The 25,575-nt window shown below is 70.3% G+C and carries 19 protein-coding genes and 1 pseudogene; 5 read left to right on the top strand and 15 right to left on the bottom strand.

Annotation, left to right across the window (positions count from 1 at the left end; all coding sequences use genetic code 11):
* Positions 1-97 precede the first annotated feature (97 nt).
* From infB to C1877_RS06240, 5 genes are all read right to left on the bottom strand, one after another.
* On the bottom strand, positions 98-2,878 hold the full coding sequence (infB, locus tag C1877_RS06260) for a translation initiation factor IF-2 (protein ID WP_114568698.1): 2,781 nt from the start codon (positions 2,876-2,878) through the stop codon (positions 98-100).
* A gap of 18 nt (positions 2,879-2,896) precedes the next feature.
* The gene (gene rnpM / locus C1877_RS06255; RefSeq protein WP_015538677.1) at positions 2,897-3,175 is read right to left on the bottom strand and encodes an RNase P modulator RnpM; all 279 of its coding nucleotides are present in this window, start codon (positions 3,173-3,175) and stop codon (positions 2,897-2,899) included.
* A 28-nt stretch (positions 3,176-3,203) separates the two neighbouring features.
* On the bottom strand, positions 3,204-4,421 hold the full coding sequence (gene nusA, locus C1877_RS06250) for a transcription termination factor NusA (RefSeq protein ID WP_041238706.1): 1,218 nt from the start codon (positions 4,419-4,421) through the stop codon (positions 3,204-3,206).
* Positions 4,422-4,436: 15 nt separating this feature from the next.
* Positions 4,437-4,907 carry a ribosome maturation factor RimP gene (locus C1877_RS06245; RefSeq protein WP_041238707.1) on the bottom strand — a complete coding sequence of 157 codons (471 nt, stop codon included), beginning with the start codon at positions 4,905-4,907 and terminating at the stop codon, positions 4,437-4,439.
* 256 nt (positions 4,908-5,163) lie between these two features.
* The gene (locus C1877_RS06240; protein ID WP_114568697.1) at positions 5,164-7,176 is read right to left on the bottom strand and encodes a GHKL domain-containing protein; all 2,013 of its coding nucleotides are present in this window, start codon (positions 7,174-7,176) and stop codon (positions 5,164-5,166) included.
* Positions 7,177-7,433: 257 nt separating this feature from the next.
* Between C1877_RS06240 and C1877_RS06235 the strand changes: the two genes are divergently transcribed.
* Positions 7,434-8,312 carry an ICP22 family protein gene (locus C1877_RS06235; protein WP_114568696.1) on the top strand — a complete coding sequence of 293 codons (879 nt, stop codon included), beginning with the start codon at positions 7,434-7,436 and terminating at the stop codon, positions 8,310-8,312.
* Here C1877_RS06235 and C1877_RS15305 read toward each other — a convergent pair.
* The 3 genes and pseudogenes from C1877_RS15305 to C1877_RS16010 all read right to left on the bottom strand — a co-directional run.
* A complete protein-coding gene (locus tag C1877_RS15305) occupies positions 8,309-9,121 on the bottom strand; it encodes a hypothetical protein (RefSeq protein WP_181813804.1) in 813 nt (270 codons plus the stop codon). The genes C1877_RS06235 and C1877_RS15305 overlap by 4 nt on opposite strands.
* Before the next feature lie 26 nt (positions 9,122-9,147).
* Entirely contained in the window at positions 9,148-12,135 is a 2,988-nt protein-coding gene (locus C1877_RS16015) for a M60 family metallopeptidase (protein WP_390624762.1), read from the bottom strand.
* A gap of 531 nt (positions 12,136-12,666) precedes the next feature.
* Positions 12,667-13,227: pseudogene (locus tag C1877_RS16010) on the bottom strand (fibronectin type III domain-containing protein); the annotation flags it as partial.
* A 622-nt stretch (positions 13,228-13,849) separates the two neighbouring features.
* On the opposite strand from C1877_RS16010, the gene C1877_RS15900 reads away from it, so the two are divergent.
* Entirely contained in the window at positions 13,850-14,929 is a 1,080-nt protein-coding gene (locus tag C1877_RS15900) for a PucR family transcriptional regulator (RefSeq protein WP_206671483.1), read from the top strand.
* A gap of 40 nt (positions 14,930-14,969) precedes the next feature.
* Here C1877_RS15900 and C1877_RS06215 read toward each other — a convergent pair whose 3' ends face one another.
* Positions 14,970-15,353 carry a winged helix-turn-helix transcriptional regulator gene (locus tag C1877_RS06215; RefSeq protein WP_015538679.1) on the bottom strand — a complete coding sequence of 128 codons (384 nt, stop codon included), beginning with the start codon at positions 15,351-15,353 and terminating at the stop codon, positions 14,970-14,972.
* Positions 15,354-15,577: 224 nt separating this feature from the next.
* Here C1877_RS06215 and C1877_RS06210 point away from each other — a divergent pair, with 224 nt between their 5' ends.
* The gene (locus C1877_RS06210; protein ID WP_114568692.1) at positions 15,578-16,018 is read left to right on the top strand and encodes an OsmC family protein; all 441 of its coding nucleotides are present in this window, start codon (positions 15,578-15,580) and stop codon (positions 16,016-16,018) included.
* Positions 16,019-16,091: 73 nt separating this feature from the next.
* Entirely contained in the window at positions 16,092-16,499 is a 408-nt protein-coding gene (locus C1877_RS06205) for a pyridoxamine 5'-phosphate oxidase family protein (protein ID WP_041238711.1), read from the top strand.
* 61 nt (positions 16,500-16,560) lie between these two features.
* Here the strand turns inward: C1877_RS06205 and C1877_RS06200 are convergent, their stop codons facing one another.
* On the bottom strand, positions 16,561-18,258 hold the full coding sequence (locus C1877_RS06200; protein ID WP_015538681.1) for an AMP-binding protein: 1,698 nt from the start codon (positions 18,256-18,258) through the stop codon (positions 16,561-16,563).
* A gap of 10 nt (positions 18,259-18,268) precedes the next feature.
* Complete coding sequence (locus C1877_RS06195; RefSeq protein ID WP_114568691.1) at positions 18,269-18,841, bottom strand: helix-turn-helix domain-containing protein; 573 nt, start codon at positions 18,839-18,841, stop codon at positions 18,269-18,271.
* A gap of 394 nt (positions 18,842-19,235) precedes the next feature.
* Between C1877_RS06195 and C1877_RS06190 the strand changes: the two genes are divergently transcribed.
* Positions 19,236-20,444, top strand: coding sequence for an MFS transporter (locus C1877_RS06190; RefSeq protein ID WP_114568690.1), 1,209 nt, complete (start codon positions 19,236-19,238; stop codon positions 20,442-20,444).
* Between the two features lie 165 nt (positions 20,445-20,609).
* On the opposite strand, the gene C1877_RS06180 is transcribed toward C1877_RS06190, so the two are convergent.
* The 4 genes from C1877_RS06180 to C1877_RS06165 form a co-directional block, all read right to left on the bottom strand.
* On the bottom strand, positions 20,610-21,098 hold the full coding sequence (locus C1877_RS06180) for a DUF1269 domain-containing protein (RefSeq protein WP_015538683.1): 489 nt from the start codon (positions 21,096-21,098) through the stop codon (positions 20,610-20,612).
* Between the two features lie 154 nt (positions 21,099-21,252).
* A complete protein-coding gene (locus tag C1877_RS06175) occupies positions 21,253-22,167 on the bottom strand; it encodes a class C sortase (RefSeq protein ID WP_147274520.1) in 915 nt (304 codons plus the stop codon).
* Positions 22,164-24,725, bottom strand: coding sequence for a SpaA isopeptide-forming pilin-related protein (locus C1877_RS06170; RefSeq protein WP_114568688.1), 2,562 nt, complete (start codon positions 24,723-24,725; stop codon positions 22,164-22,166). The genes C1877_RS06175 and C1877_RS06170 overlap by 4 nt, the downstream gene beginning before the upstream one ends.
* Positions 24,704-25,567, bottom strand: a complete 864-nt coding sequence (locus tag C1877_RS06165) for a hypothetical protein (protein ID WP_147274519.1) — start codon at positions 25,565-25,567, stop codon at positions 24,704-24,706. Before C1877_RS06165 ends, C1877_RS06170 begins: the two co-directional genes overlap by 22 nt.
* Positions 25,568-25,575: the final 8 nt, after the last annotated feature.

Raw genomic sequence — 25,575 nt, 5'->3', positions numbered from 1 at the left:
TAAACAGTCGGGGGTTGCGCGAAAAACGCGCCCGTCGCGTCCAGTGTATCGCGGGACGGCCGACGGGCGCTTCGATGCTCGTATCGGTTACGAACGGTTACTCCGTTCGCTCGACTTCCTTCACCTGGTAGCCCTCGATGGTATCGCCCACCTTGAGGTCCTGGTAGCCATGGATGCCGATGCCGCACTCGTAGCCCTGGCGCACGCTCTTCACGTCGTCCTTGAAGCGGCGCAGCGACTCCATGACGCCCTCGAAGATCACGGTGCCGTCGCGCACGATGCGCACCTTGTCGTCGCGGTTGATCTCGCCCTCGGTGATGTAGCAGCCGGCGATGGTGCCCACCTTCGGCACCTTGAACGTCTCGCGGACCTCGGCGACGCCGGTGTCCTCCTCTACGATATCGGGCGAGAGCAGGCCCACACGCGCGGCGTTGATCTCCTCGATGGCCTGGTAGATGACGCGGTACAGGCGGATGTCCACCTTCTCCTTCTCGGCCTGCACCTTCGACTTGCCCGTGGGGCGCACGTTGAAGCCGATGATGATGGCGTCGGAAGCGGAGGCCAGCGTGACGTCGGTCTCGGTGATGCCGCCCACGGCCGAGTGCACGATGTTGATGCGCACCTCAGACTGGTCCATCTTCTCGAACGCGTCGCGCAGCGCCTCGATGGAGCCCTGCACGTCGGCCTTCACGATGAGGTTCAGGTCGGTCTGCTTGCCCTCCTCGATGCGGCTGAACAGGTCGTCCAGGCTCACATGGGACTTCGTCTCCTGCTCGGCCAGGCGGGCGCGCAGCGCGCGCTCCTCGGCGAGCTTGCGGGCGTCGCGCTCGTCGTCGAACACGCGGAACTCGTCGCCGGCCACCGGCACGCTGTTCAGGCCCAGGATCTCCACCGGGTCGGCGGGGTAGGCCTCGTCCACGTGCTTGCCGAGCGGGTTTACCAGCGCGCGCACGCGGCCGTAGGACGTGCCGGCCACCACGATGTCGCCGGGGTGCAGCGTGCCGCGCTGCACGAGCACGGTTGCCACGGGGCCGCGGCCCTTGTCCAGGTTCGCCTCGATGACGAAGCCGGAGGCCTCGGCGTCGGGGTTGGCCTTGAGCTCCAGGACGTCGGCCTGCAGGATGATGGTCTCCAGCACGTCGTCGATGTGCAGGCGCTGCTTGGCCGACACCTCCACGAACATGTTCGTGCCGCCCCATTCCTCGGGGATGACGCCGTACTCCACGAGCTCCTGGCGCACGCGGTCGGGGTTCGCGCCCGGCTTGTCGATCTTGTTGACGGCCACCACGATGGGCACCTCGGCCGCCTTCGCGTGGTTGATGGCCTCGACGGTCTGCGGCATGACGCCGTCGTCGGCGGCCACCACGAGCACGATGACGTCGGTGACCTGGGCGCCGCGGGCGCGCATGGCCGTGAACGCCTCGTGGCCCGGCGTGTCGATGAACGTGATCTGCTTGCCGTCGATCTCCACGACCGACGCGCCGATGTGCTGGGTGATGCCGCCGGCCTCGCCCGCGGCCACGCCCGTGTCGCGGATGGCGTCCAGAAGCGACGTCTTGCCGTGGTCGACGTGGCCCATGACGGTGACGACGGGCGGGCGGGGCTTGAGGTCCTCGTCCTTGTCGTGGTACACGACGGCGTACTCCTCCTCGGGCGACACGACGCGCACCTTGCGCCCCATGTCGTCGGCGATGAGCTCCACCAGGTCGTCGCCCATGGACTGCGTGAGCGTGAGCACCTGGCCCAGCATGAACAGGCGCTTGATGACGTCGTTGGGCGGCACGCCGATGAGCTCGGCGAACTTGGCCACGGTCGTGCCCTGCGGGATCTCCACCACGGAATCGTCCAGCACGAGCGTGGGATCGAGGCCCTTCTCGATGGCCTCCAGCTCCAAACGCTCGCGGTTCTCGGCCTCGCGCTTCTCCTTGCGCTTCTTGCGGCGGCCCTCCCCCTCGTGCGTGGAGGCGGCGGCCACGGCGGCGCGGGCCTCGGCCAGCACCTTGTCGCGCTGGAGCTTCTCGGCCTGCACGGCCATCTGGGCGTAGCGGTCCTCGCCCGCAGGCTGCTGCTGGACCTCGAGCTCGGGCACGATCTGCTCGAACGAGCCGCCGCGCTTGCCCTTCTTCGGTCCGCGCTCGGGCTTGCCGCCCTTGCGCGCGGCATCCTTGGCGCCGGCGCCGGCCGACGCGGCCTGCTTCTTCTGGGCCTCGATGCGCTGCTTCTCGGCCTCGATCTGCGAGAGCAGCGAATCGAACCCGGAGGCCTTCTTCGCGCCGATCACGGGAGCGGGCTTCGGCGCGGAGGACGCGGAGCCCTTCTGCTTCTTGCTGTTGCGCTGGCGCAGCGCCTCCTCCACGGCCTGCTTCTTCGCCACCTCGGCCATGGCCTTGGCCTGGCGGGCGCGGGCACGGGCCTCGGCGGCCTCGCGGGCCACGCGCTCCTTCTCGCTCTCGATCTGGCTCGCCAGGCTCTCGAACGGCGAGGACGCCGGCGCCTTGGCCGGCTTGCGCCCGTCCGGGGAGCCCTCCCCGCCCGACGCGGAGCCCTCGGCCTCGGCGGCCTCGCGGCGGGCGCGCTCGGCCTCGCGGGCGGCGCGCTCCTGCTCCACGGCCTCGCGGCGGGCACGCTCCTCCTCGGCCTTGCGGGCCTCGGCCTCGGCGCGCTCGCGGGCGAGCTCGGCGGCCTCCTCGGCCTCCAGCTGGCCCGCGCGCTGCTTGATCTCGGGCTCGAGGTTCTTCCTGATCTTGGCCACGTAGGCGTCGGCGAGCATGCTCGCGTGGCTCTTCGCGGGTATCTTCATCTCGTTCAGCTTGTCGAGCAGCTCCTTGCTCGTCATGTCGAATTCCTTCGCCAACTCATGTACGCGCATGCTGGCCATATACCAACTCCTCTTCCCTTACGCTCCGCGCAGCGCCGAAGACACCTCGGCTGCGATTCGTTCCAACTCATCGTGATCGAGCTTCGTCTTCAGCGCCCGTTCAAGCTTTCTGGTCTTGCATGCGGCGGCGAAGCACGCCTCGGAGCATACGTACGCCCCCCGCCCCGGCGCGCGGCCGGTGCCGTCGAACGCCACGGAGCCCGCCGGCGTGCGCACCACGCGGTAGAGCTCGGCCTTGCCGGCCTGCTTTCCGCATGCGATGCAGCTGCGCTGCCGTTTCCTCGTCTCCGTTGCCATCCGTCGCCTCGCTCGTTTCCCTTGGCCGCTATTCCCCGTCGAGGTCCGCGTGCACGCCGCAGTAGTGGCTGCCCGGCCGGGCATGGTTGCGGCAGCGCGCCCCGTCCTCGCTCACGTAGGCGCACAGGCCGGCCTCGTCGTCGGCCTCCACGTCCTCGTCGATGAGCATGTTGTCGCCCGCGGCCAGCGGCTCGCCGGCGAACGACGCGCTCTTGATGTCGATATGCCAGCCCGTGAGGCGCGCGGCGAGGCGGGCGTTCTGGCCCTCCTTGCCGATGGCCAGCGACAGCTGGTCGTCGGGCACCACGACGGTGGCGTAGTGGTTGTCCTCGTCGATGATGACGTTCGCCACCTTCGCGGGCGAGAGCGCGTTGGCCACGTAGGACGCGGGGTCCTCGTGCCACTGGATGACGTCCACGCGCTCGTTGCGCAGCTCCTCCACCACCATGCGCACGCGGCTGCCCTTCGGGCCGACGCAGGCGCCCACCGGGTCGAGGTTCGCCTCGCGCGAGGCCACCGCGATCTTGGAGCGCGCGCCCGGCTCGCGGGCGATGGACTTGATCTCCACCATGCCGTCGTAGATCTCCGGCACCTCGATCTCGAAGAGGCGGCGGATGAGGTCCGGGTGCGTGCGGGACACGACGATGGCCGGGCGGGCCTGCTCGCCGCGCATCTTCGGCGCGTCGGAGTTCGGGTCGCGCACGTCGATGATGAGCACCTTCAGGCGCTGGTTGTGGCGGTAGTGCTCGTTCGACGGACGCTCGTTGCGCTCGCCCGGGTTGCGCTTCTGGTCGTAGTGCGGCAGCTCCGCCTCCACGCCGTCGCGGATCTTGATGATGGTGAAGTCCGGGGTGCCCTGCAGCACCGTGCCCGTGACCAGGTCGCCCACGCGTCCCGAGAACTCCTCGAAGATGGACTGGCGGCCCGCCTCGCGCACGATGGACGCGATGACGCCCTTCGCGTTCTGCGCCGCGATGCGGCTCACGTCGGCCGGCGTCACGTCGCGCTCCTCGAACTCGCTGTACTCGCCGGTCTCCTCGTCGGGCTCGCCCACCGGCACCAGCTCGTAGACGTAGATGTGCCCCGTCTGGCGGTCGATGGTCACGCGCGCGTCCCACTCGAGGTCCAGGATGCGCTCGTAGCTCTTGGCAAGCGACACCTCCAGGCGCTCGATGAGGTAGAACTCGTCGATCTTGCGTTCGTGGGCCAGGGCCTGCAAGGCCTCGATCAGTTCTGAAGTTGCCACGTCTGAAGTCCTTTCCTATGAGCTGAAATCGATAGCGCCCTTGAGGTGGGCGCGCTTGATGTCGGATACGGGGATGCGGAAGGCGGTGCCGTCCACGTCGAGCTCCACCACGCCGTCCGCGACGCCCGCGATGGTGCCGGTGAAGGCGCTGCGCCCGTCGAGCGGGGCCGCCGTCTTCACCACGGCCGTCTCGCCGGCGAACCGGGCGAAGTGCTCCGGCGTGCGCAGCGGGCGGTCGATGCCGGGCGACGAGACCTCCAGCGTGTAGGCGCCGGGGAACGGGTCGAGCTCGTCCATGAGGTCGTTGATCCATGCCTGGGCAGCCGAGAGCTCGTCGAAGCTCACGCCGCCTTCCACATCTATGTACACCCTGATGGTAGGTGCTTTCTTCGCACCTGCCACCTCCACGGTGACAATCTCCACGCCCTCCTCGGCCGCGCGGGGGGCCAGCGCGTCGAGCAGCTGCTGTTCCTTCTTGCCGAGCACGTCCGCCTCCTCTCTCGCCCGGCGCGCCTTCTCCTGCGCGCCGCCGTGCCGTCTTGCCGGGCCGGATATCCCTACGCCTCGCGGCGTGGGGCGAACCGGCCCTCTACAAACAAAGAAAGCGGGAACAGGCCCACTTTCTCATGCTTCGAAAGTATGGTGCGCACGTACCTCTCACCCGCCTCGTGCGCGTTTGCTTGGTAGGTTATACCATATTCTGCGACCGTTGCCTAGTGACGCGATCAGGGCTCTCGCAATCTCACCACATTTCGCCGCCGGCGGAGGGGCCCGGCGCGGCGGGAGCGGACCCGCCGTCGGCGGAGCCGCGCCCGGAGGCACCGCCTCCTGGCGCGGCGGGCATGTCCCCGCTGCCGGCGCCGCCCCCGTCGCAGGCGGAGGGGGCGTCCTGCCCGGCAGACGTCCCGTCCCCGCCGTCGAGCGCGAGGCCGATGCGCACGACGGCGCGGCCGTCGGCGGCCTCGGCGAAGAGCTCGCCGCGGTGGCGCCGGGCTATCTCGCGCATGGCAGGCAGCCCCAGGCCGTGCTCGCGCGGGTTCTCCTTGCTCGTGGCCAGAAACGACGCGTCGGGCGCGGCCGAGTTCTCGCAGCGCAGGGCCAGCACGTTGCCGCTCGTGCGCATGGAGAGCGCGAGGTACGGCTCGTCCTCGCCCGCCGCGCGGGCGCACTCGCATGCCTCCACGGCGTTGGACAGCAGGTTCGACAACAGCACGGACAGCTCGGTGGCGCCCAGGCCCAGGCGCTCGGGCACGCGCACGTCGCACTCCACGCGCACGCCCGCGGCCTGCGCCGGCGCGAGGTAGGCGGCCAGCACCGCGTTCGCCACAACGTTGCCCGTGTAGCGCAGGGGCGGCGCGGCGTCCTGCTGCTCCGCGAGCTCGTCCAGGTAGGCGCGGCAGTCCTCCCACGCCCCCTCTTCGGCCATCCTCCGCAGGGCGGCCACGTGGTGGCGCAGGTCGTGGCGCGCCGTGCGCGCCTCCCGCTCGCCGTGCCTTAGGTGCACGAGGCCCGCCTCGGCGGCGCGCACCTGCACCTCCAGATCTCGCACCTGCTCCTGCGCGGCCCGCAGGCGGCGCAGGCGCGCGGCGAGCATCCAGGCGAACACGCCCACCAGCATGAGCCCCGCGTACTCGTGCTGCCACAGGCCGTACAGCGGCTCGTAGGCGTTGTCGTCCAGAAGGTTCGCCGCAAGGGCGGCGCCCAGCACCGCGCAGCCGTACAGCACGAACCGCGCCTCGGCGCTGCGGTTGCGCGCCCCCGCCACGGCGCAGCCCGCGAACAGCCCCCAGCACGCGATGCGCACCGCGCTCTGGAACGCGGCGTACGCCCCGATGGAGGCGGGAAGCGCGGGCAGGGCCGCCGCCCAGGCGAACGTGGCGGCCGGCAGCAGCCACAGCGCCCGGGCCCCCCACCGCGCGGCCGGGTGCCCCGCCTGCGTCCACGGCAGGCCCGCGGCGCGGGCGGCCAGCGCCACGGCCGCCACGAGCACGCACGCCCACGCCGCGTCCTCCAGGGCGTACCACCAGGCGCCCGCAATGCCCGCGCGCCACGCCAACCCGTGCGCGCCGGCCACCGCGAACGCCAGGCACAGCACGCCGAAGTCGCCCACGAGCGCATCGCCGTCGCCCCGGCGGCGCACCGCGAAGGAGAGCAGCGCCGCCGCAAGGGGGCCGAGCACCAGCACGCAGGTGCCGAGCGCGTTCGCGAAGTCCAGCTGCCCCATGGCCTGCGCCGTGCCGAGCACGGGCGGGTAGTACAGCCCGCTGTAGTAATGCTCCCGGTTCTCCACCTCCAGCTCGAGGCGCGTGCCGTCGCGCACCACGATGCCCACCTGCGCACCGTCGCCGCCCGCCGCCGCCACGGCGCCGTCCACGTACAGGGTGAAGTCGCCGTACACCTCGGGCACCAGCAGCACGAGCGCGCGCTCGGGAGCATCGCCGTCGTAGCGCAGCTCGAGCTCGTAGACGGCGGACCCGAAGGCCGACGTGCCGCCCGGCGCGAAGGAGAAGTTGGAGTACTGGCCGATGAACGCCTCGGCCGCCGGGGCCCCGTCCACGGAGAGCAGCCAGCCGTCCACGAGGGGCACGGGGCGCCCGAGGTCGGCATCCGTCAACTCGAGGACGCCGTCCGCGCCGTAGGGCGGCGGGGACAGGTATTTGTTATCATGGTAGTACGCCAGCGCGAGCAGGCATCCCGCCAGCAGGAAGATCGCTGCCGCGGGAGCGGCCGCGCGCACGGCCGAGCGAACCGACATGACAACCCCTCTTCCCAACGACAAGGATACTCCGTGCGGCATCTTACCAGAAAACACCCCCTCCCCGCCGCCCGCGCCACAGCGTCCTTGGGCCTGGCGGCCGCACTGGCCTTCGGCGGCGGGACGGCGGCATGGGCGGATGGCGCAGCGGGAGGCGCGCTCGGGGGCTTGCCGGGGGGCGGCATGATAGGGGGCGACGGGGGCCTCGCTCCCGGCTGCGGGGGCGGCGAGGCGGCCCCGGAAGCGGCATCGACCACGTGGACGAGCCGTTCGGCCAGATCATCCGCATCATCCCCGCTGTCGGCATGAGCGCGCTGCTGTACCTTCCAGTCCTACCGGTCGATCCCAACCTCTGCGACGAGGAAACCGGGCACCCCGCCCTGCAGGTGCTCTACGTCGACCGCGCGTACGCGGACGAGCCGGACTCATGGGAGCGCTGGGGCACCTTCGAGTGGGAGGAGAGCTGGCGGGAATACGCATCGGGCACGAACAGCATAACCCCCGTTTTCGCCGACGACCAGCATACGGTGATGAGGTACTGCACGGTGAGCTACTCGTCGGACACCGTCGACTACCGCGACTTCTACCTTCGCGCGACCGCGGTGACGCTCGAGGACGGCGTGCTGACGACCACCGAGTTCGCACCCGCGCTCATCGCCTACGAAGGCGCATGGCGCCCCGATCCCGACGATCCCGATGAGGAGCCGCCCGTCGTGGTGAACCCGCCGGAGGCCGATGCTGGCGACAGCGGCGGCAACCGGGGCGGGGCGGCGCAGGGCGAGAGCGAGCGCGTGAACCCCGGGAGCGCGCCGAAGATCCTGCTGCCCGGCGTGGAGCGCGCCGAGGCCGCCCCGGGCGGCGGGGAGGACGCAGAGGAGGACGCACCGGCCGACGAGGGCGGGGACAGCGCCGAAGACGATGCGTCCAAGGCGGACGACACGCACGCCGCCTTGGACGAGGACGCCCGAGACGACGGGGCGCCGGCATACGCCGAGGAGCAGGTCCCCGGCTTCGTCTGGGCCGTCGGCGCCACAGCGGCCGCTGTCGTCGTCGCCGGCGGCGCGGGCGCCGTCTTGCACGCCAAGAACCGGACGCGCAAGGGTGCCGGCGCCCACCGGCAGAGGCCCTCTGCCTAGCGCGGCCTCCTGGCGAGGCTGCAAGCTGCCGCCGCAACTGCGGCAAGCGCAACGGCGCCGCATACGGCAAGCGGAACGGCAAGACCGTCGCCCGTGGCCATGAGCGGCTGCTCGGTGCCGGAGGGAGCCCCCGGGCTCCTGTTCGCATCGGCATCCGCGCCACCGCTCCCGGAGCCGTCGCCCGCGCCCCCGCCCGTACCGGAGCCGGAGCCGGAACCGGAACCAGAGCCCCCTTCATCGCCGCCCGCGTCGCCGCCTTCTTCCTCCCCGCCGCCCGCAGGGGGATCGGGCGGGTTCGGGGTGGCAGCGCCGATCTCGACCGTGACCGGCCCCGTCGAGAACAGGGTGGGCTCGGATGCGTCGTGCGCGGCGCTCACCACGCCCAGCTCGCCCGCGCCGATCCCAACCGTCGTGCCGTCGGCCCCCGTCAACTTCACGGTGCCGAGCTTCAGGACGTCGTTCTCGTACAGGTTCTTGTTGCCGGCCAGATACAGGTTCAGATGGCCGACACCGCCCTCGTGCCGATAGCGCGCCTCCTTGACCGCCACGCCGTCCAGCGAGCCGTCGAACGCGAAGTCCACCTGCACCCCTTCGAGGTCGGCAGCCGTCACCGTCAAACCGAGCCGCAGGGTGCGCACATCGTCGCGAGGGCCGTCGGGCAGCTTGAGGGAAACGGCCGCGCCGTCCCCCGCCCCCTCGACAACCGCCTCGGGATCGACCGCCGCCCAGGCGATGCCCGGCACCAGCGCAAGGCAGAGCGCGCACGCCGCAAGGGCGGCCGCTGCCATCTTCTTCATCGTTTCAGCCATTTCTCAACCGTTTCTCTCGGTGCGGGCTAGTCGTTCGCCGCGGCGGAGGCGCCGCTGCGCAGCTCGATCTCGGGCAGCTTCTCGGGCACGCCCGCGAACAGCGAGTCGCTCGTCAGGCGCTGCCCGACGTTCGTAAGCGCGTCGTCCACGCGGTAGAGCTCGGCACGCACCTGGGCGGGCAGCTTCGCGCCCGCCAGCTGGCCGGGCTCGATCCAGTACACCCAGCGGCCCTCGGACGTCTCGCCCAGAAGCGCATCGCCCGGATCGGGGGCCAGGATGATCTGGCTGGCAACCAGGTTGCCGTCGGCGTCCGTGCCGCCCACCACGTTGCCGGCCTCGTCGTAGAGCATCACCACGTTGTAGGCGGGGTTGCCCTTGTACGAGCCGGTGAACACGACGGATCCCTTCGGGATGGACCGCGCCGCCTGGCCGTCCATGGCCGGTTGGTACTCGAAGTCGCTCTTGAGCACGCCGATGGCGGGAATGCCGTCGGCCTCCGTCAGCTCCACGTTGTCGCCGGAGGGGCCGAACACGTCGACCTCGCCCACCGAGAGCGGGTGGTTTGCCTGGCCTACCGCCGTGATGCGCAGGTAGCGCGCGTCGTAGGTGCAGACCCACGGGTCCTCGCCGTTGTCGAAGTAGAGCGTGGCCGTGCCGTCGGCGCCGAGCGCAAGCCTGCCCTCCTTGAGGGTGGCGAACTCCTCGCCGTCCAGGCTCGCCTCGATGCGGTACGCGCCGAGCGGCGCACCCTCCGCCGCGCCCTGCAGCGTGTAGCGCAGCGCGGTCACGGGCGTGGGCTTGCCCAGGTCGATGGTCATGACCGGATCGGCGTCCGCGGACGTTCCGGTGAACACGGTGGCGGGATCGTCGTCCACCATGCGGCCCGAGGCGGGCACGGGCGCCGGCGCGTCGGGGTCGTCATCGGTCGCGGGCGGCACGACGTCTTGGTCGGAGGCCATGTTCGTGGCCACCGTCCAGCCGTCCTTCGCGTGCTGGCCGTCGCCCGAGAGCTTGAGGGGCTCGAGCGCCTTCGCCGCGGAGCGGTTCAGGAACTTGTCCACGGCCGTCACCTCGTAGGACACGGTGCGGTTGCCGAGCGCCGAGGCGTCGTCGGTGTAGGAGCCCTCGGTTGAGAAGCCCACCACCTCGCGCTGGGCCTTGCCGTCGGCCAGCGTGATGCGCGCGATCTCGTAGCCGAGCACGCTCTCGCCGACGGTCGCGTCCGTGCCGAGCGCGAGCGTCACCTTGCTGCCGTTCGCGGAGGCCGAGGCCTCGACCACGTCTTTGCCGGCAACGTCGGCCGCGTCCTTGTTCGCGCGGGCCCAGGCACGTGCATCGTCGCTCGCGTAGCAGACGGCGCGCGTCTCGGGCTCGAACTGGGCCATATAGGCCGCCGTGTCCTCGTTGGGCGAAAGGCCCCAGCGCGCGAAGAACTCCGTGAGGTCGCGCTCGGCCGCCGCGCTCGCCAGCTTCATGATGTTCTGGGCCTCGCCGCCGCCCAGGGAAAGCTCCACGCCGCCGGGCGCGGGCGCCGTCAGGGGCGCGCGGGCGTAGCTGTCCACGCGGGCGAAGAAGCGGTTCGCGAGCAGGTCCTGGTAGGTTTCGTACGTCTCGTACGCGCCGCCCGCATCGTAGGCCAGGCGCAGCTGCCAGTACATGGCCAGCTGCGTGAACACGCTGCCCGTGCGCCCCTCGTCTCCCGAGGTCACGCGGTCGTACACGTCGGCGTACTTGAAGCGCGCCGAGGCGTTGGTCTCTTTGGTGCTGGCGAGCTGCGCGAAGTAGTTGTTCGTGACCTCGGCCACGGCGTACTGGCTCTGGTTGATGTTGTGCCCGATCTCATGCCCGATGCCCCAGCCGAACAGGCTGCCGGACACCCTCGCACCGTCCCCGTCGAGCACGTAGGGCGCGCCTTGCGCCAGGCCCGGCACCGAGCCCCACTCGATGCCGATGTGGTTGCCGGCCGCGTACATGAACGCGCCTGCGAACATGCGCGCATAGCGGATGTTGAGATGCTGCGAGGGAAGCGAGTTCGCCTTGACCACCGCGGCGGGGGTGTTCTTCTCGAACGAGTTCGTGAGGCCCTTGTGCTGGTAGAACAGCTCCATCATCTGGTCCATGGCATCGAAGGAGGCCAGCAGCCGCTCGGCGCGCGCCTCCGTGGAGCCCCCGCCCGCGTCGGCAAGGATCTGCTGGGCCGGCACCGAGCACATCATCTGGTCGAGCATGATGTCGGTGGCGTTGGCGATGCAGTTCTTCTCGTCGTAGGCGTAGTGCACGCTGGCGTTGCCGCCCTTGGCGTGGTGCTCTTCGTGGAACTGCGCGAGCCCGCCCACGTGGGCCTCCAGCTTCTCCAGGTAGGCCGTCGTGCGCGCAAGGCGCTCGGCGGGGTCGGCCACCTGGTAGAGGTCGAGCGCGGGCACGGCGGTCGCGCCGCTCACGCGCACGCCCCAGTGCTCGGCGTCCGACGCGCCGGTGTACTCGACGTAGAGCTGGCCGCCCTTCTCGAAGTCGAGCGAGGAGAGCTGCGGGACGGTGATCTCGTTGCGGCCGGCCTTGAGCGTGGCCAGCACCTTCGTGGCGCCGCCTTCGGCATGCTGCTGCGACAGCACGAGGCGCAGCGGGGCGCTGCTTCCCGTAGCCTTGCCGGCGGCGCCGGCGTAGACGACGATCTCGTCGCCGGCCGCCGCTGCCGCACCGAGCGGCTGCCAGGCGTTGAGGCCGCCGATTCCCAGGTTGCGCGAGCTGTCGCGCTTCGCGGAGATGCCGTTGTGCACGTGCACCGTGCCCTCGAGGCCCTCGGTGGCCAGCAGCTTGCGCGCGGCATCGAGCTCGGCCTGGAGCGCCGTGCGGTACGGGTGGAACTCGCCGCTCGCCGCATCTGGCGTGTCTAGGCGCTGCTGCAGCACGTCGATGGAGGCGGCCGTCACGTCGTCTTTGAGCTCGAGGTGCAGGTCATCGGCGTAAAGCGCCATGATGCCGGCCTCGAGGCTGTCGTAGGCATGGAAGCGCATCTCGGCGATGACGACGTTCGGGGCCGACCAGGCGCGCCCGGCGCCGACCTTCACCTTCGTGGCGGTGACGGGCGCGGCCAGCTTCGCCAAGGCGTACTTGCGGCCGTTTGCGCCCGTGCGCATCTGCATGGACGCGTCGGCGGTCTTCCACGCGCCGCCCTCGTCGACGTAGCTGATGTTGACCTTGCCGAACGGCACGCCGTCCTGCACCTCGGCGAACGAGACCATGCCGAGCTCCTGCGGTTCGTCGAACGTCACGGTGACGCCCTTGTTGGGGCCAGGGTAGTAACCGCCCTCGTCCCAGTCGTTCACCTGCAAGTACGACGTGTAGCTGTCGTCGAAGAGCCCGAGCGCGCTCTTCGCGGTGCCCGAGGCGGCATCGAGCGGGCTGTCCACCATGGTGCCGCGACCGTACGTTGCCGAAACGATATGGCTCAGGTAGCGCCCGTCGGTGTCCTTCGTGTTGATCTGGCGATACGCCGGAAGCTGGGCAGGGTTGACGTTCGCTGTGCGGGCCACCGCCACAAGCGAGGGACCGCTCTTCCCTATCTCGTTGACGCCCACCACGTACACCTCGTATTCTGTGTCGTCCTTCAGGCCCGTCAGCTGATACGATGACGACGCGATGCCCTCGATCTCCGTGTAAGATCCGGCACCGTCGGCCTTCTCGCGGTAGAACAGGTGGTAGGAATCGGTGTCCTCCATGTTCTTCCAGCTGGCGCTGATGCCGCGATAGGTGCCCGTGAGCGCGAGGTTCTCGGGGGCATCGGGCGCCTTCTCGGCCTTGGGCGTCACCTCGACCTCTTCCGACCAGGGGCTGCGCCATTCGCCGTTGGCGGAGCGCACCTTCACGTGGAACACGGTGCCGTTCTTGATCTTGCCGCCGTTGAAGGAGGCGAGGGTAAGGGAGGTGGCGGTGGTGCGCTTGACCTCCGTGACGGCGGCGCCGTCCTTGCCGGGGGCGGTGAGGGAGAGCTCGTAGCCCGTCACGTTGGTGCAGGCGCCCCACGAGACGGTGAACTTCTTGCTGCCGGCGACGGCCGCCAGGCTCCCCGGAACGCTCAGGTCCGGCTCGGGGATGCGGTCCTCCATGTTGTTCAGGAACTCCACCTTGGAGATCTCGGCGAGGTTGTTGCTGCCGGAGGTCTTCGTGATGGTGAGCGTGACCTTCTTCACGGCGATCTGGCCGCCGAAGTCGATGACGATGGCGCCGCCCGCATCCACCGTGGCCGTGGCAGCCGATGCGGCGCGGGAGCGGAGGAAGGGCGCCGGCGCCGGCGCCGAGACAAGGTTCGCCCTTCCCGTCAGCTCTTCCCCACCGGCCCCAACGTAGTCATACTCGACATAACCGCCCTCGATGGCGTTATCGCTGGGCGCCTCGACGGTCATGCCGCCGATCAGGGGAGCCTCCTCGCCTTCGGGCGCAAGCTCGAAGGCCACCGCGACGGGATTATCCTCCGAAAGGGCGCCTTGGACCGGGCTGAGCTCCACCGACGCGCCGCCGTTCACGACGGAGGCCAGGGCGTCTGGGTCGGCCACCGTGCCCCCGACGGGCGCCGCCTTGGCGGCCGCGGCCGGAAGCGCGCGGGCCACGGTGGCATCCACCTGCGTCTTGCCGCTGTTCGCGGCGGCTAACTGGAGGTCGGCGAGCGTTACGGCGCCGTTGCCGTCGACATCGCAGGCGGCAGGGGCTTCGTGGCGCTCAAGCGCGTCGATGATGGCCGTGGCGTCGTCATCGTCCACCACGTGCCCCATCGAGCTGTGCATGGAGGCCTGGGCGGCAGGCTCGTCGGACCCCGGCGCGCAGGATCGGGCGTTCCTCATGGAGAACGCCACCGGCGACGGGCGCAGCTACCTCGTGCGCAACCTCGTGTGCGGCGGGGCGTACTACGGCTGCTTCGAGCTCGTGGACGTGAACGCGCCCTTCCAGCCGGCCGACTTCGCGCTCGTGGACTACTTCGGCAACCTGCTGTCGCTCGTGATGCCGCACCAGGGCCGGCCGCAGCCCACCGAGGAGCCGCTCGGGCCGCTGCGCGACCTGCTGGACGGGCGGCCGGTGCGGCCGCAGGTGCTGGGGTACGCGCTGTCCAAGGCCGGCTGGCGGCCCGACGATCCCTACTTCGTCGCGCGCTTCGGCGCTGCGGAGCCGGCCGAGGACGCCGGCGCGCGCGGCCAGACGGTGAGGCTCGTCGCCGAGGTCTACCCGCGCGCCCGCTTCTTCGACGATGGGGACGCGGCCCTCATGGTGGCGCGCGACGCCGACTACCCGCTGGCCGCGCTCCGCGCGCGCCATGCGGCCCACGACGTTGAGAAAGGCGCCGAGCCGCGGTTCCGCGCGGGCTTCTCGTCGCTGTTCGCGGACTTCTCGCTCGTCCGCACGGCGGCTGACCAGGCGGCGCTCGCCTACGGCCTCGTGGACGATGCGGAGGCGGGCGGCGCGTTCGGCTCAACGCTCTCGTGCTTCTACGACGACTGCTGGTTCGAGGACGTGCGCCTGCGCCTGGACCTGGACGCGGATGCAGCCTGGCTGCTCGACCACGCGGCCGTGGCCCTTGCGCGCGCCGACGCCGAGGACGGCGCCGCGTACGTGGAGACCGCGCTCGCCTACCTGGGCAACGGCTGCAACGCCTCGCGCACGGCCGAGGCCCTGTTCATCCACCGCAACACGCTGGCCTACCGCCTGAAGCGCATCAAGGCCCTCTCCGGCATCGACCTGGAGAACCCCGCCGCCGCGGGCACCGACCTCTTGCGCGTCCACCTGAGCTGCCGCCTGCTCGCTCAGGGGCGGCGGTAGGGGCCGGCAAGGCGCAAAAGCTGGAAAACGGTTGCCGCCCCTACACTGGACGGACGTAGTCGCAACGGCGGCAGCGAGCGAGCGCGGCATCGGCCACGTCCCGGTGGAAGAGGCCGGCCCATTGGCAGATGTGCTGGAGCACGGGGATGACCGACTCCCCTTTCGGTGCAAGGGCGTACTCGACGCGCGGAGGTATCTCCTCGAACTGGCGCCGCACGACCAAGCCGTCGGTCGCGAGCTCCTTGAGAGCCGACGCAAGCGCGGCATCGCTCACGTCGGCCATCTCGTCGCGCAGCACGCTATAGCGCAGCGGCCCGTCGGAGAGCACGCACAGGATGCGCGACTTCCACTTGCCGCCGAACACGTCCAAACCGTATTCCAGCGGGCACCGGATATCCTTCTCGAGCTTGCGTTTGTACGCCATAGGCACTTCCTCTCCACCGAACAGACGACGCATCCCCTCGCCCACCGCGCCCTCGACGGCGCGCTACCAACCATACCGCGCGGCACTGCTTGACGGAAGTCACTCAAAAAAACTTGAGCGACTCAATATTTCGCCGACCACTTAACACGTCCGGACGAGCCGCTTAAACTGGCTCCGAAGGGCGCGTTGCGGTAGCAGCGCCATCGAGGAAAGGAAGGTGCGCCATGCTCGAGACGATGAAGGCGGAAATCGCATCGACGGGAACGGGGCTGCAGGTCAAGGACTCGTGCCGTGGATTCGAGCTCACGTTCGACGAGCCGAAGGAGTCGGGCGGCACCGATACGTCGGTGAACCCGGTGGAGGGGCTGCTGTGCGCGTTCGGCGCCTGCCAGGCCATCGCCACGCTGCTGTTCGCGCGCATGCAGGACGTGCCGCTCGACGGCGTGCGGGTGGAGGTGGAGGGCGACCTCGATCCCGACGGCTTCACGGGCAAGGCGCCGGACGTGCGCAACGGCCTGCAGGAGGTACGCTTCAGCATGCACTTGAAAAGCAGTGACGAGGCTGCGGCCCGCGCGCTGGCGGCGCTCGTGGAGGAGCGCTGCCCGGTGAGCGACTGCCTGAAGGCGCCCGTGCCGGTGGTATGCGCCGAGGTTGTCGTAGAATAGCGTGAAGGGTGCGCTGCCGCCCGCGCGCGACGCGGCGGCGCGGAACACGTCTTTCGGGGAAAGGGGTTTTCTCATGGCGAAGATGCCGAAGGAGTGCCAGGAGCTTGTGAACAACGCCTACGCGGCGGCATTCGCCACCTGCACGGGCGACGTGCCCAACGTGGTGCCGGTGAGCATGAAGCAGGCATGGGACGACGAGACGGTCATGGTGTCCGACCAGTACCTATGCAAGTCACTCGCCAACCTGCGCGTGAACCCGCATGTGGCGCTCTCCGTATGGGACGAGGAGGGGGGCTTCCAAGTGAAGGGCACGGTGACCTACGAGGACGAGGGCCCGCGCTACGAGCAGGTGGCCGCGCAGGTGCAGGCTATCTTGAGCTCGATGGGCTACGACTACACGAGCAAGGGCGTGTGCTTCATCCACGTGGAGGAGGTCTACTCCGTCACCCCCGGCGAGACGGCCGGCAAGCGCCTGTCTTAGGCCGCTCCGCGCAGGAGTCGAAATCGCCGCCGTCGCCCTCCCGACGGCGGCGATTCGAGGGCTACTTCCCCGCGCGCACCAGCTCCTCGGCCATCTCGCGGAGCTTGAACTTCTGCACCTTCATGGAGGGCGTCATGGGGAAGTCGTCCACGAAGAACACGCGCTTGGGCACCTTGTAGCGCGCGATGCGCGGGATGGAGAACGCGCGCACGTCGTCCTCGGTCATGGCCTCGTAGCCGGGGCGCACGCGGATGAACGCTCCCACGATCTCGCCGAGGCGCTCGTCGGGGATGCCCACCACCTGCGCATCCAGCACGCCGGGCATGGTGAGCAGGAAGTTCTCCACCTCGAGCGGGTAGATGTTCTCGCCGCCGCGGATGATCATGTCCTTGATGCGGCCGGTCACGCGGTAGTAGCCATCCTCGTCCACGGTGCCCAGATCGCCGGAGTGCAGGTAGCCGTCGGCGTCGATGGCCTCGGCCGTGGCCTCGGGCATCTTGTAGTAGCCCTTCATGACGTTGTAGCCCTTGCAGCAGAGCTCCCCCGGCTCGCCCGGCGCGCAGATATGGCCGTCGGCCGGGTCGATGACGCGCACGTCCACCGGCGGGTGCGCCCGGCCCACCGTCTCGCACTTGTGCTCGATGTCGTCGTCGGCGCTCGTCTGCGTGAACACGGGGCTCGTCTCGGTGAGGCCGTAGCAGATGGTGATCTCCTTCATGTACATCTTGTCCATGACCTCGCGCATCGTTTCCGGCGGGCAGGGGCTGCCGGCCATGATGCCCGTGCGCAGGCTGGACAGGTCGAACGTGTCGAAGTCGGGGTGGTTGAGCTCGGCGATGAACATGGTGGGCACGCCGTAGACGGCCGTGGCGCGCTCCTTGTGGATGGCCTGCAGCACGAGCCCTGCGTCGAAATCCTCCACGATGATCATGGTGGAGCGGTGCGTGAGGTTGGCCATGACGCCCAGCACGCAGCCGAAGCAGTGGAAGAACGGCACGGGCAGCGTCACGCGGTCGTCGGCCGTGAGCTTCTGGCCTTCTCCGATGTAGAAGCCGTTGTTGAGGATGTTGCGGTGCGTGAGCATGACGCCCTTCGGGAAGCCCGTGGTGCCGGAGGTGTACTGCATCATGACCACGCTGTTGTTGTCGAAGTGGGTCTCGGCCTCCTCGAGCGCGTCGGCCGGCACGTGCTGCCCCAGCAGGATGAGCTCGGGCACGCTGTAGCAGCCGCGGTGCTTCTCGGGGCCCATGTAGATGATGTGCTTGAGGCAGGGGTAGGCCTCCGACTCCAGGTAGCCGCGCTGCTGGGTGAGCGTCTCGGGCACGAGCTCGCGGATGATCTGGAGGTAGTCCACGTCGCGGTAGGCGTCGATGACGCAGAGCGCCTTCATGTCGGACTGCTTGAGCACGTAGTCCAGCTCGTGGGACTTGTAGATGGGGTTCACCGTGACCATGACCACGCCGATCTTGGCGGTGGCGTACATGAACGTGAGCCAGTCGGGGATGTTGCGCGCCCACACGCCCAGGTGGTCGCCCGGGCGCAGGCCGATGGCCAGAAGGCCCCGGGCCAGGTTGTCGGTGCGCTCGTCGAAGTCCTTGTACGTCCAGCGCAGCATGCGGTCGGGGTACACGACGAACTCGTGGTCGGGGTCGATGGCCACCTGGTCGCGGAAGTAGCGGCCGATGGTCTTCTCGGAGTGCAGCGGGTAGTCGGGATCGCCCGGGACGGGGGCGTGCGCGGAGGTTTCCTCGGTCGTCATGTCGCCTCCCTTAGATCGGGGTGTAGACGACGGCGAGGAACTTCGCCTTCTGGCCGTTGTGAGCGCGCACCTGGTGCGGCACGATGGAGTCGTAGTAGATGCTCTCACCAGGATGGAGCACGTAGATCTCCTTGCCGTACTCGATCTCGATCTCGCCTTCCATGCCGTAGAGCCACTCCTCGCCCTCGTGGCCCACCAGCTCGTGGTCGGCCTCGCCGCGCGGGTCCACCGTGATGACGAACGGGTCCATATGGCGCGACGGGCGGCCGGCGGCCAGGCTGAAGTAGCTGAGGTCGCCGCCGGAGGTGGTCTCGAGGCTCTTCGTGCGCTCGACCTCGCGCATCTGCTCGACGTCGATGTAGGCGGGGCCCAGGTTCTCGTCGTCGTCCATGAGCGTGCCCAGGCGCACGCCCAGCGCGCGCGTGACCTTGATGAGCGGCGCGAGCGAGGCCGGCACCTCCCCCGCCTCGAGGCCCTCGATGACCGGCAGGTCGCACTGGCAGCGGTCGGCCAGGTCCTGCGCCGTGAGGTGGTGCGCCTCGCGCAGCGTGGTTATCTTCTTCCCCAGCTTGTTCTCGTCCATACGGCAATCCCCTCTTGCTCGTCGCGATATCGTATACCGGCCATTATCCCCCGAAACGGGACGGGGCGCACCCCTGAAACGGCGTTCGAGCCCGCGCGGGGCGCGGAAGGCGCGGGGGCGCAGCTCGGGGCGCGCCGGCGCGGGAGCTTCCGGCCGTCGGCGGCATCGGGTGCGGCGGCCGGCATCGCGTCGGACGCAGCGGCCGGCACCGCACGGGTGCGTCCGCGGGCCGTCTCAAGATGCCCCTCCTTCTCGCACTTTGCACCTCGTGCGCGCAGGGTTCTCGATTTGAGACTAAGTGCTGGTCAACGCGCCAAACGGCAGGAGGCGGTGCTATACTGGCGAACAGCCCGCGCACCTGCGCGGCCGCGAGAACCGTCCAAGGAGACCTTCCATGCAGCTTTCCGTTCCCCAGAAGCATTTGGGGCCGCGCTCGTTCTTCGTCTGCGCGCTCTCCATCAACCTGCTTCTCATCCTGTCCATCGACATGTACGTGCCGGCGCTGCCCAGCATGCAGCGCGCCTTCGACGTGTCGGCGGCCTACCTGAACCTGACGGTGTTCGTGTTCTTCGCGTTCTGCGCCGTGGGCGTGGTGCTCGCGGGGCCGGTGAGCGACCGCTTCGGGCGGCGGCCCGTGCTCGTGGCCGGCTGCGGCCTGTTCGCCGCATCGTCCATCCTGTGCGCCCTCGCGCCGAACGTGGAGTTCCTCGTGGCCTTCCGCATCGGGCAGGCGCTCGGCTACGGCGCGGTGTCCACCATCGAGACGGCCATGATCAAGGACGCCTACGCGGGGCCCGACCTGAAGCTCGCCATGACGTGCCTACAGTCGCTCATCATCATCGGGCCGGCGCTCGCGCCGTTCCTCGGCACGTTCGTGCTGAGCCTGGCCGGCTGGCGCGGCATCTTCGAGTTCCTGGCCGTGTGCGGCGTCATAGGGTTCCTGCTGTCGCTGCTCATCTCCGAGACGCACCTGCGCGGCGATGCGCCCACCCCCGGCGTGGCGGACTCGCTGCGCGACATGCTGCGCGGCGTGCGCGCGCTTGGCGGCGACCGCTCGTTCATGGCGCTCGCGCTGCTCATGGGCGTGGCCGGCATGCCGTACTTCGCGTTCATCGCCGTGGTGTCCTACGTGCTCATGGACTTCTTCGCCGTGTCCTACTTCACGTACAGCTGCATCTACGCCGCGGCGTGCGTGGTCACCATCGCGGCGCCCTACGTGTACGTATGGCTGTCCAAGTCCATGAAGGTTCGCGGCATCCTGAAGCTGTGCGTGGGGCTGACCGCGCTCTCGTTCGCGCTCATGGCGGCGTTCGGCACGGCGAGCCCGGTGCTGTTCCTCGTGGCCTTCGTGCCCTACGCGCTGGCCGAGGGCATCGTGCGGCCGATGGCCTTCGTCGTGCTGCTGGACCAGCCCGACGACCGCGTGGGCGCGGCGTCGTCGTTCTCGAACTTCTCGTACAGCATCCTCACGTCGGTGGCCACCGTGCTGGCCACGCTGCCGTGGACGAACTTCGTCGTGGGCATCGTGGTGCTCACGGGAGGGGCCGCCGTGATCATGGCGGTGCTGTACGCCTGGGGGCTGCGCAAGAAGGCGCGAGCGTAGGGGGCGGCGCCGGGCTGCCTCGGGGCGGGCTGCGAAAGCCGGATGCGCGAGGGAGCGCCGGAGCCCGGCCGGCAGGGAACGCGGAGACGACGAAGCCGCCCGGCTGGGGCGGCTTCGTCGTTGGGGAGCGCGGAATCGGGCACGCAGGGGGATGCGGCGCCGTGCCTAGTTCTTGAAGAGGGCGTGCTTGAGCTCGTCCTCGTCCTTGACGGACAGCGAGGTCTGCAGCACGTCGCCGCCGAACGGGCGGATGGCGTCGATGAACTTGTCGGTGGTCATCTCGTCCACCACCATGAACACGGCGGCGCTGTCGTCGGAGGACAGCAGGTTGCGCACGCGGTCCTGGAAGTCCTTGTCCACGCCGTGCTTCACGATGGCGCCCGTCAGCGCGCCGATGCCGGCACCGATGGCCGCGCCGAACACGGGCACGAAGAACAACAGGCCGAACAGGACGCCCCAGAACAGGCCCCACACCGTGGAGGTGCCCACCTTGGAACCGGGCGTGACCACGTCGTACTTGCCGTCGGCATGGCGCGCCACCACGGCGATGGACTGCAGGCTGACGATGAGGTTCTTGTCGAGGTCGAGGACCTTCTGGTAGGCGGACTTCGCCTCTTCTTCGCTCGGATAACCGAGCACGATGAGGGTGCTCATGGGCAGGCTCCTATCAATTAGGGGGTTTACATGGGAAACCACTCTAAAGCGGGCGGGGCACGGGCAAGGGCAGAGGCGCGTTTCGGCACCGAGCCGCAACCGCCGCGTAGACGGGCCGTGCGCGACAACGCCGCCCGCATGGCGCCCGCCCTTTTCAGCGACGGCCCCTTCGCCGCCGGGCCGCCCGGAACGCGACGGCGGTGCCCACGGCAACTGCGACGACCGCGACGGCACCGCCCGCGATCCACGGCAAGACGTCCGGTCGGAAAGGGGCGGGGGCGCCTTCTGCGGGCAGCTCGCAGGCCTCGCCGCGCACGAGCAGGCGATGCGAGTTCACGCCGTAGGGCGTGCAGGTCATGAGCGTGACGAAGTCGCGGTTCCCGTCGATGCGGATGGCGTCCACCTCGTCGGGCTCCACCACGCGCACGTCGTCCACGGTGTAGGCGTGCCTCTCGCCCAACACCTCGACGACGAACACGTCCCCCACCTCCAGCCGCGAGAGGTCGTCGAACAGCCGCGCCGTGGGCAGCCCCGTGTGGCCCGTGATCACGGCGTGCGTGCCCGGCCCGCCTACCGGCAGCGACGTCTGGGGGATGTGGCCCGCCCCATGGGCCAGCACCTCGTCCGACGTGCCGTGGCGGATGGGTAGGCGCACGCCGATGGCGGGCACCTCCACCACGCCCATGAGGCCGGCGCCGTCCACGTCCAGCACGTCGTCGTACCCCTCGGGCTGCGCCCAGCCGCTGTTCGGGATGAAGGGGTCGTGGACGGGATCGCCCCGCAGGCTGTCGTTGTAGGCATGGGCCGCAGCCAGCATCTCCTGGCGCTCCTTTTCGGGCAGCGCGGCCGCCTGCTCCTCGTAGCGGCCCACCGCGTCGGTGAACGACCGCTCGTTGAGCAGCGTTCCCACCACCGGGTAGAGCATGAGGGCGAGGCCTGCCGCCAGGCACGCTGCGGCGACGGCCTGCCGCGCGCGGGAAGGGGCCGGCGCGCGGTCGGGACGGCGGCGGTGCGGGCGGGCGGCAGCAGGCGGTCGGGGTGCGGGGGGGTGCGGGCAGGCGGACCTCACGCGCGGCTCCTCCTGGCCCTCGATCCCAGCGCAATGCCCACCGCTGCCATGAGCGCGCCGGCGGCGGCGAGCAGGAGGCGCCACGGCGCGGTCCCCGTCCGGGGCAGCTCGAACACCGGCACGTTCGGCAGGAAGAGCCCCTCGCGCGCACCCTCGGCCGTTTGGATGGAGGAAGCGAAGGCGGGCGGCAGCGACCCGTCCGAGCCCTGGCGGGCGAGCAGCGTGGACGCGTCGATGGCGTAGGAGCCCGATCCCTCGGGCGACTCGACCACCCTGAACGCCCACTGTCCCGTCGGCAGCTGGTAGCCCGCGGGGGCGGACGCCTCCACGAGCATGTACCAAGCATCCGGCGAAAGCCCCGCGAGCGTCACCGTCCCGGCCGGCGCGCCCGGTTCCGACCCGTCGGAGGAAACGAAGGCGTAGGGCTCGTCGAGGCCGCCCGGCTGCCCCTCCTCGCCGGAAGGCCCCATCACGGCGGCCCACTGGGCAGAGCCCGGCGAGGCGAGGTCTATGGAGCCGCCGTTCACGGTGTCCGGCCCCAGCTCGACGTCGCCCACGTAGCGGTACACGTTGAACCTCGCCCCCGCCAGGGGCATGCGGGTTCCCGCCTCTTGGTCTGCCCCCACCTTCACGAACGACACGTCCGCCCGCACAGGGGCCTTCTCCCACACCGCATAGAGCACGATGCGGCCGTCGCCGTCGGCATCGAGGGCCGCGCTGTAGGCAAGCAGGTCGCCGGGCGTATAGGGCGCCTCCTCGGACGAGGCGACGGGGCTCCACCCGACGAACCGGTAGCCCCTCGCCGCCAGCGTGCCCGCGCCCTGCACCGTGGCCGTCCCGCCGCTGCGGGCGTAGGCGCTCGGGATGCCCGCCACGCCGTCGAAGGGCGGCTTTCCCTCCAAGGTAGCGCCCGCCGGAACGTTGGCGTCGTAGGAAACGGTGAAGCCCTCCACCCAGCGCAGGGTGCTGCCGCTGTAGGAGGCGACGAGCGTCGCGTCGACATCGCTCGCGAAGGGCGACAGGTCGAGGTTAGGCTGGGAGGCCGAGCCGAACTGCGTCCGCGCCTTGTTGTAGGCGCTCGAGCCGTCTGAAACCGTCACGCCGACCTTCGACCCGGGCAGGAAGCCGCCCGACGCCGCGATGCGCGTGACGGGGCTCGACGGGGGCGTCCAGATATCGGAGGCTTTCGATGAGGCCTGCGTGTTGCCCGCCACCACCGACGGCGCCACGATCTTGTCCTGCAGGATGGCCGTCTTGTAGTAGACCGGGTTCGTGTAGCCGCCGTTGAGGCTCGCAGGGTAGTTGAAGCTGAGGCCGCGCGGCGCCGAGGGCGTCCCTCCCCAATGCCCCACCAGCGCGATCCCGCCGCCTCCCGTGCCCGCATGGTTGCCGGTCACGCTGCCGCCGTACATGAACAGGTCGTGCACGACGTGCTGCATGATGCCGCCGCCGTACGTGCCGGCGGTGCAGCCGGACACGTCGCAGTCGTAGAGCGTCGTCGAGCCGCTGTAGATGTACAGGCCCCCGCCGAGCGTGCCGGCCTTGCAGTCTTTGACCGTGACGTTCTCGATGTGCGCGGAGGCGCCCGCGCTCACGCCGCCGGCGATGCCGCCGGACGAGCAGCCCAGCACTGCCGGCACGCCGCGGCCGTCGGCCGTCCGGTCAAGGCAGAACACCGACGTGCCCCAGCTCGACACGCCGCCGCCCTCGCTGCCCGTGGAGCAGCTCTGCAGGAGCGCGCCGCCGTCGAGCACGACCAGGCCGGTGTAGGCCCCGCAGACGGCCCCGCCGCCGATGCCGTAGCGCTCGTAGTCAGCGTAGCTCGTAAGCGAGGCCGTGCGCCTGTTGTTGACGTCGTAGGTCGAGCATTCGGAGAACGTCCCGCTCACCGTGAACGCGTCGAGTACCCGCGCGACCACCTGGTCGGCGGACGTCAAGGGGCCGCTCGGGCCCACCCACAGGTTGTCGCCCTGGTCGTAACCGTCGGCTTGGCTCCAGTAGAACGCGCCGCCGCCCGCGAGCGCCGTGCACCCCGTGACGGTGCCGCTCACGCTGGTCCGGCAATCGACCCCGACGGCCGTGGTGCAGCCGTAGTCGTAGACGAACAGCGCGCCGCCGCCCGAGAAGAAGTCGCCGGTCCCCGTGTTCTCGGCGCTGACCATGTGGCAGTCGTCCACCGAGCCGGCGAGGTCCACCTTGCAGTTGTTCGCGAAGAGGGCCCCGCCGCCCTGAACCGTGCCCACGGCATCGATGAGGGCGCCCGACGCGGCTCGGTACTCCAGGCTGCACCCGCTTATGCTGGCGCCTTTCCCCACGGACACGTCCGCATCCGTCGCGCGAACCGCGCCGCCGCCGGAGAACGTCGCGTTGGCCGTCATGGTGGTGGTGCAGCCTACGATGGACGCGCCCTCCTCCATGGCGAACGAGGCCCGGTACGATGCGGAGGGCACGGTGCTGGCGCCGCTGCTGCGGGCGGCCGACACGCTCGCCGCCGCCCCGCCGGCACCCGCCGCCGATGCCTTGAGCCGGCAATCCCTTATCGCGCTGCCGTCGAGCATGGTGAACGACCCGCGTTGGCGCGCACCCGCACCGCCCCGGCCGTGCCGACGGCGCTCCAGTTGCGGACGGTGGCGCCGAGGCCCAGCGTGAGCGAGCCGCCCTCCCCCGTCACGGTCGCCACCCGGTGGTCCGCCGGGACGGAGGCGCCGTCGATCACGATGCCCTCCAACTTGAGCGATCCTGTGGCGACCGAGAACACGTCGGCGGCCCCGGCGACGACCGTCGGCGCCGCGCCCGAGGCGTCGGGCTCCCCGCGCACGACGACGTCCTTCCCGCCGACGACGGCGGTGGCTGCGGCCTGGAGGTCGTCCATGACGACTATCTGGGCCTGCGAGCCTGCGTCGGCTCGTTGCACCGCCTGGGCGAGCGTCGCGAGGGGCTTCTCGCGCGTTCCGTCGCCGTCGGCGTCGCTGCCGGCAGACGAGACGTACAGCGCGGCGCCGGCCACGCGGTCCTCCTCTCCATGCTGCTCGGAGCCGACGGCCGGCTCGGGAGCGGCCGCGTTGTCCGACGGCGGCTCGGGTGCGGCCCCGTCGGCGCCGGAGGAGAGGGCGTCTTCGTCCAGCCCGCCGGCATCCTCCTGCGGGACGCCGCCATCCGGGGAGCCGGGCGCTGTGCCGGGCTCGTCGCCCTCCGCGCCCGAGGCGCCCTCGTCCGCGGCAGCCGCCGCAGGCGCGGACTCCTCGCCCGCGGCGGCGCGGGGAGCCCACCCTGCGGGAAGGCAGCACGCCAGCACCACGAGGGCGGCGAGCAACAGCCGGGGGGCGGCGAGCAGCGCCGGCCGCACTGCCGCCCGGCCATGCGGCGCGCGGCGCGTTCTTTCGAGTTTTCCGATGCCCATGCGGGTGC

The sequence above is a fragment of the Gordonibacter pamelaeae genome (assembly GCF_003340385.1).
Lineage (GTDB): Bacteria > Actinomycetota > Coriobacteriia > Coriobacteriales > Eggerthellaceae > Gordonibacter > Gordonibacter pamelaeae.
This window is presented reverse-complemented; position numbering and strand designations above follow the sequence as displayed.

What these genes read in the sequence shown, in the direction of transcription:
- C1877_RS06195 (WP_114568691.1), bottom strand. Translation starts at nt 18,841, where the DNA reads ATGGACGAGAACAAGCTGGGGAAGAAGATAACCACGCTGCGCGAGGCG.
- C1877_RS06165 (WP_147274519.1), bottom strand. Translation starts at nt 25,567, where the DNA reads ATGGGCATCGGAAAACTCGAAAGAACGCGCCGCGCGCCGCATGGCCGG.
- C1877_RS06205 (WP_041238711.1), top strand. Translation starts at nt 16,092, where the DNA reads ATGGCGAAGATGCCGAAGGAGTGCCAGGAGCTTGTGAACAACGCCTAC.
- C1877_RS06200 (WP_015538681.1), bottom strand. Translation starts at nt 18,258, where the DNA reads ATGACGACCGAGGAAACCTCCGCGCACGCCCCCGTCCCGGGCGATCCC.
- infB (WP_114568698.1), bottom strand. Translation starts at nt 2,878, where the DNA reads ATGGCCAGCATGCGCGTACATGAGTTGGCGAAGGAATTCGACATGACG.
- C1877_RS06210 (WP_114568692.1), top strand. Translation starts at nt 15,578, where the DNA reads ATGCTCGAGACGATGAAGGCGGAAATCGCATCGACGGGAACGGGGCTG.
- C1877_RS16015 (WP_390624762.1), bottom strand. Translation starts at nt 12,135, where the DNA reads ATGCGCTTCCATGCCTACGACAGCCTCGAGGCCGGCATCATGGCGCTT.
- rnpM (WP_015538677.1), bottom strand. Translation starts at nt 3,175, where the DNA reads ATGGCAACGGAGACGAGGAAACGGCAGCGCAGCTGCATCGCATGCGGA.
- C1877_RS06170 (WP_114568688.1), bottom strand. Translation starts at nt 24,725, where the DNA reads ATGCTCGACGGCAGCGCGATAAGGGATTGCCGGCTCAAGGCATCGGCG.
- C1877_RS06240 (WP_114568697.1), bottom strand. Translation starts at nt 7,176, where the DNA reads ATGTCGGTTCGCTCGGCCGTGCGCGCGGCCGCTCCCGCGGCAGCGATC.
- C1877_RS06180 (WP_015538683.1), bottom strand. Translation starts at nt 21,098, where the DNA reads ATGAGCACCCTCATCGTGCTCGGTTATCCGAGCGAAGAAGAGGCGAAG.
- C1877_RS06190 (WP_114568690.1), top strand. Translation starts at nt 19,236, where the DNA reads ATGCAGCTTTCCGTTCCCCAGAAGCATTTGGGGCCGCGCTCGTTCTTC.
- C1877_RS06215 (WP_015538679.1), bottom strand. Translation starts at nt 15,353, where the DNA reads ATGGCGTACAAACGCAAGCTCGAGAAGGATATCCGGTGCCCGCTGGAA.
- C1877_RS15900 (WP_206671483.1), top strand. Translation starts at nt 13,850, where the DNA reads ATGATGGCCGTGGCGTCGTCATCGTCCACCACGTGCCCCATCGAGCTG.
- C1877_RS15305 (WP_181813804.1), bottom strand. Translation starts at nt 9,121, where the DNA reads ATGGCTGAAACGATGAAGAAGATGGCAGCGGCCGCCCTTGCGGCGTGC.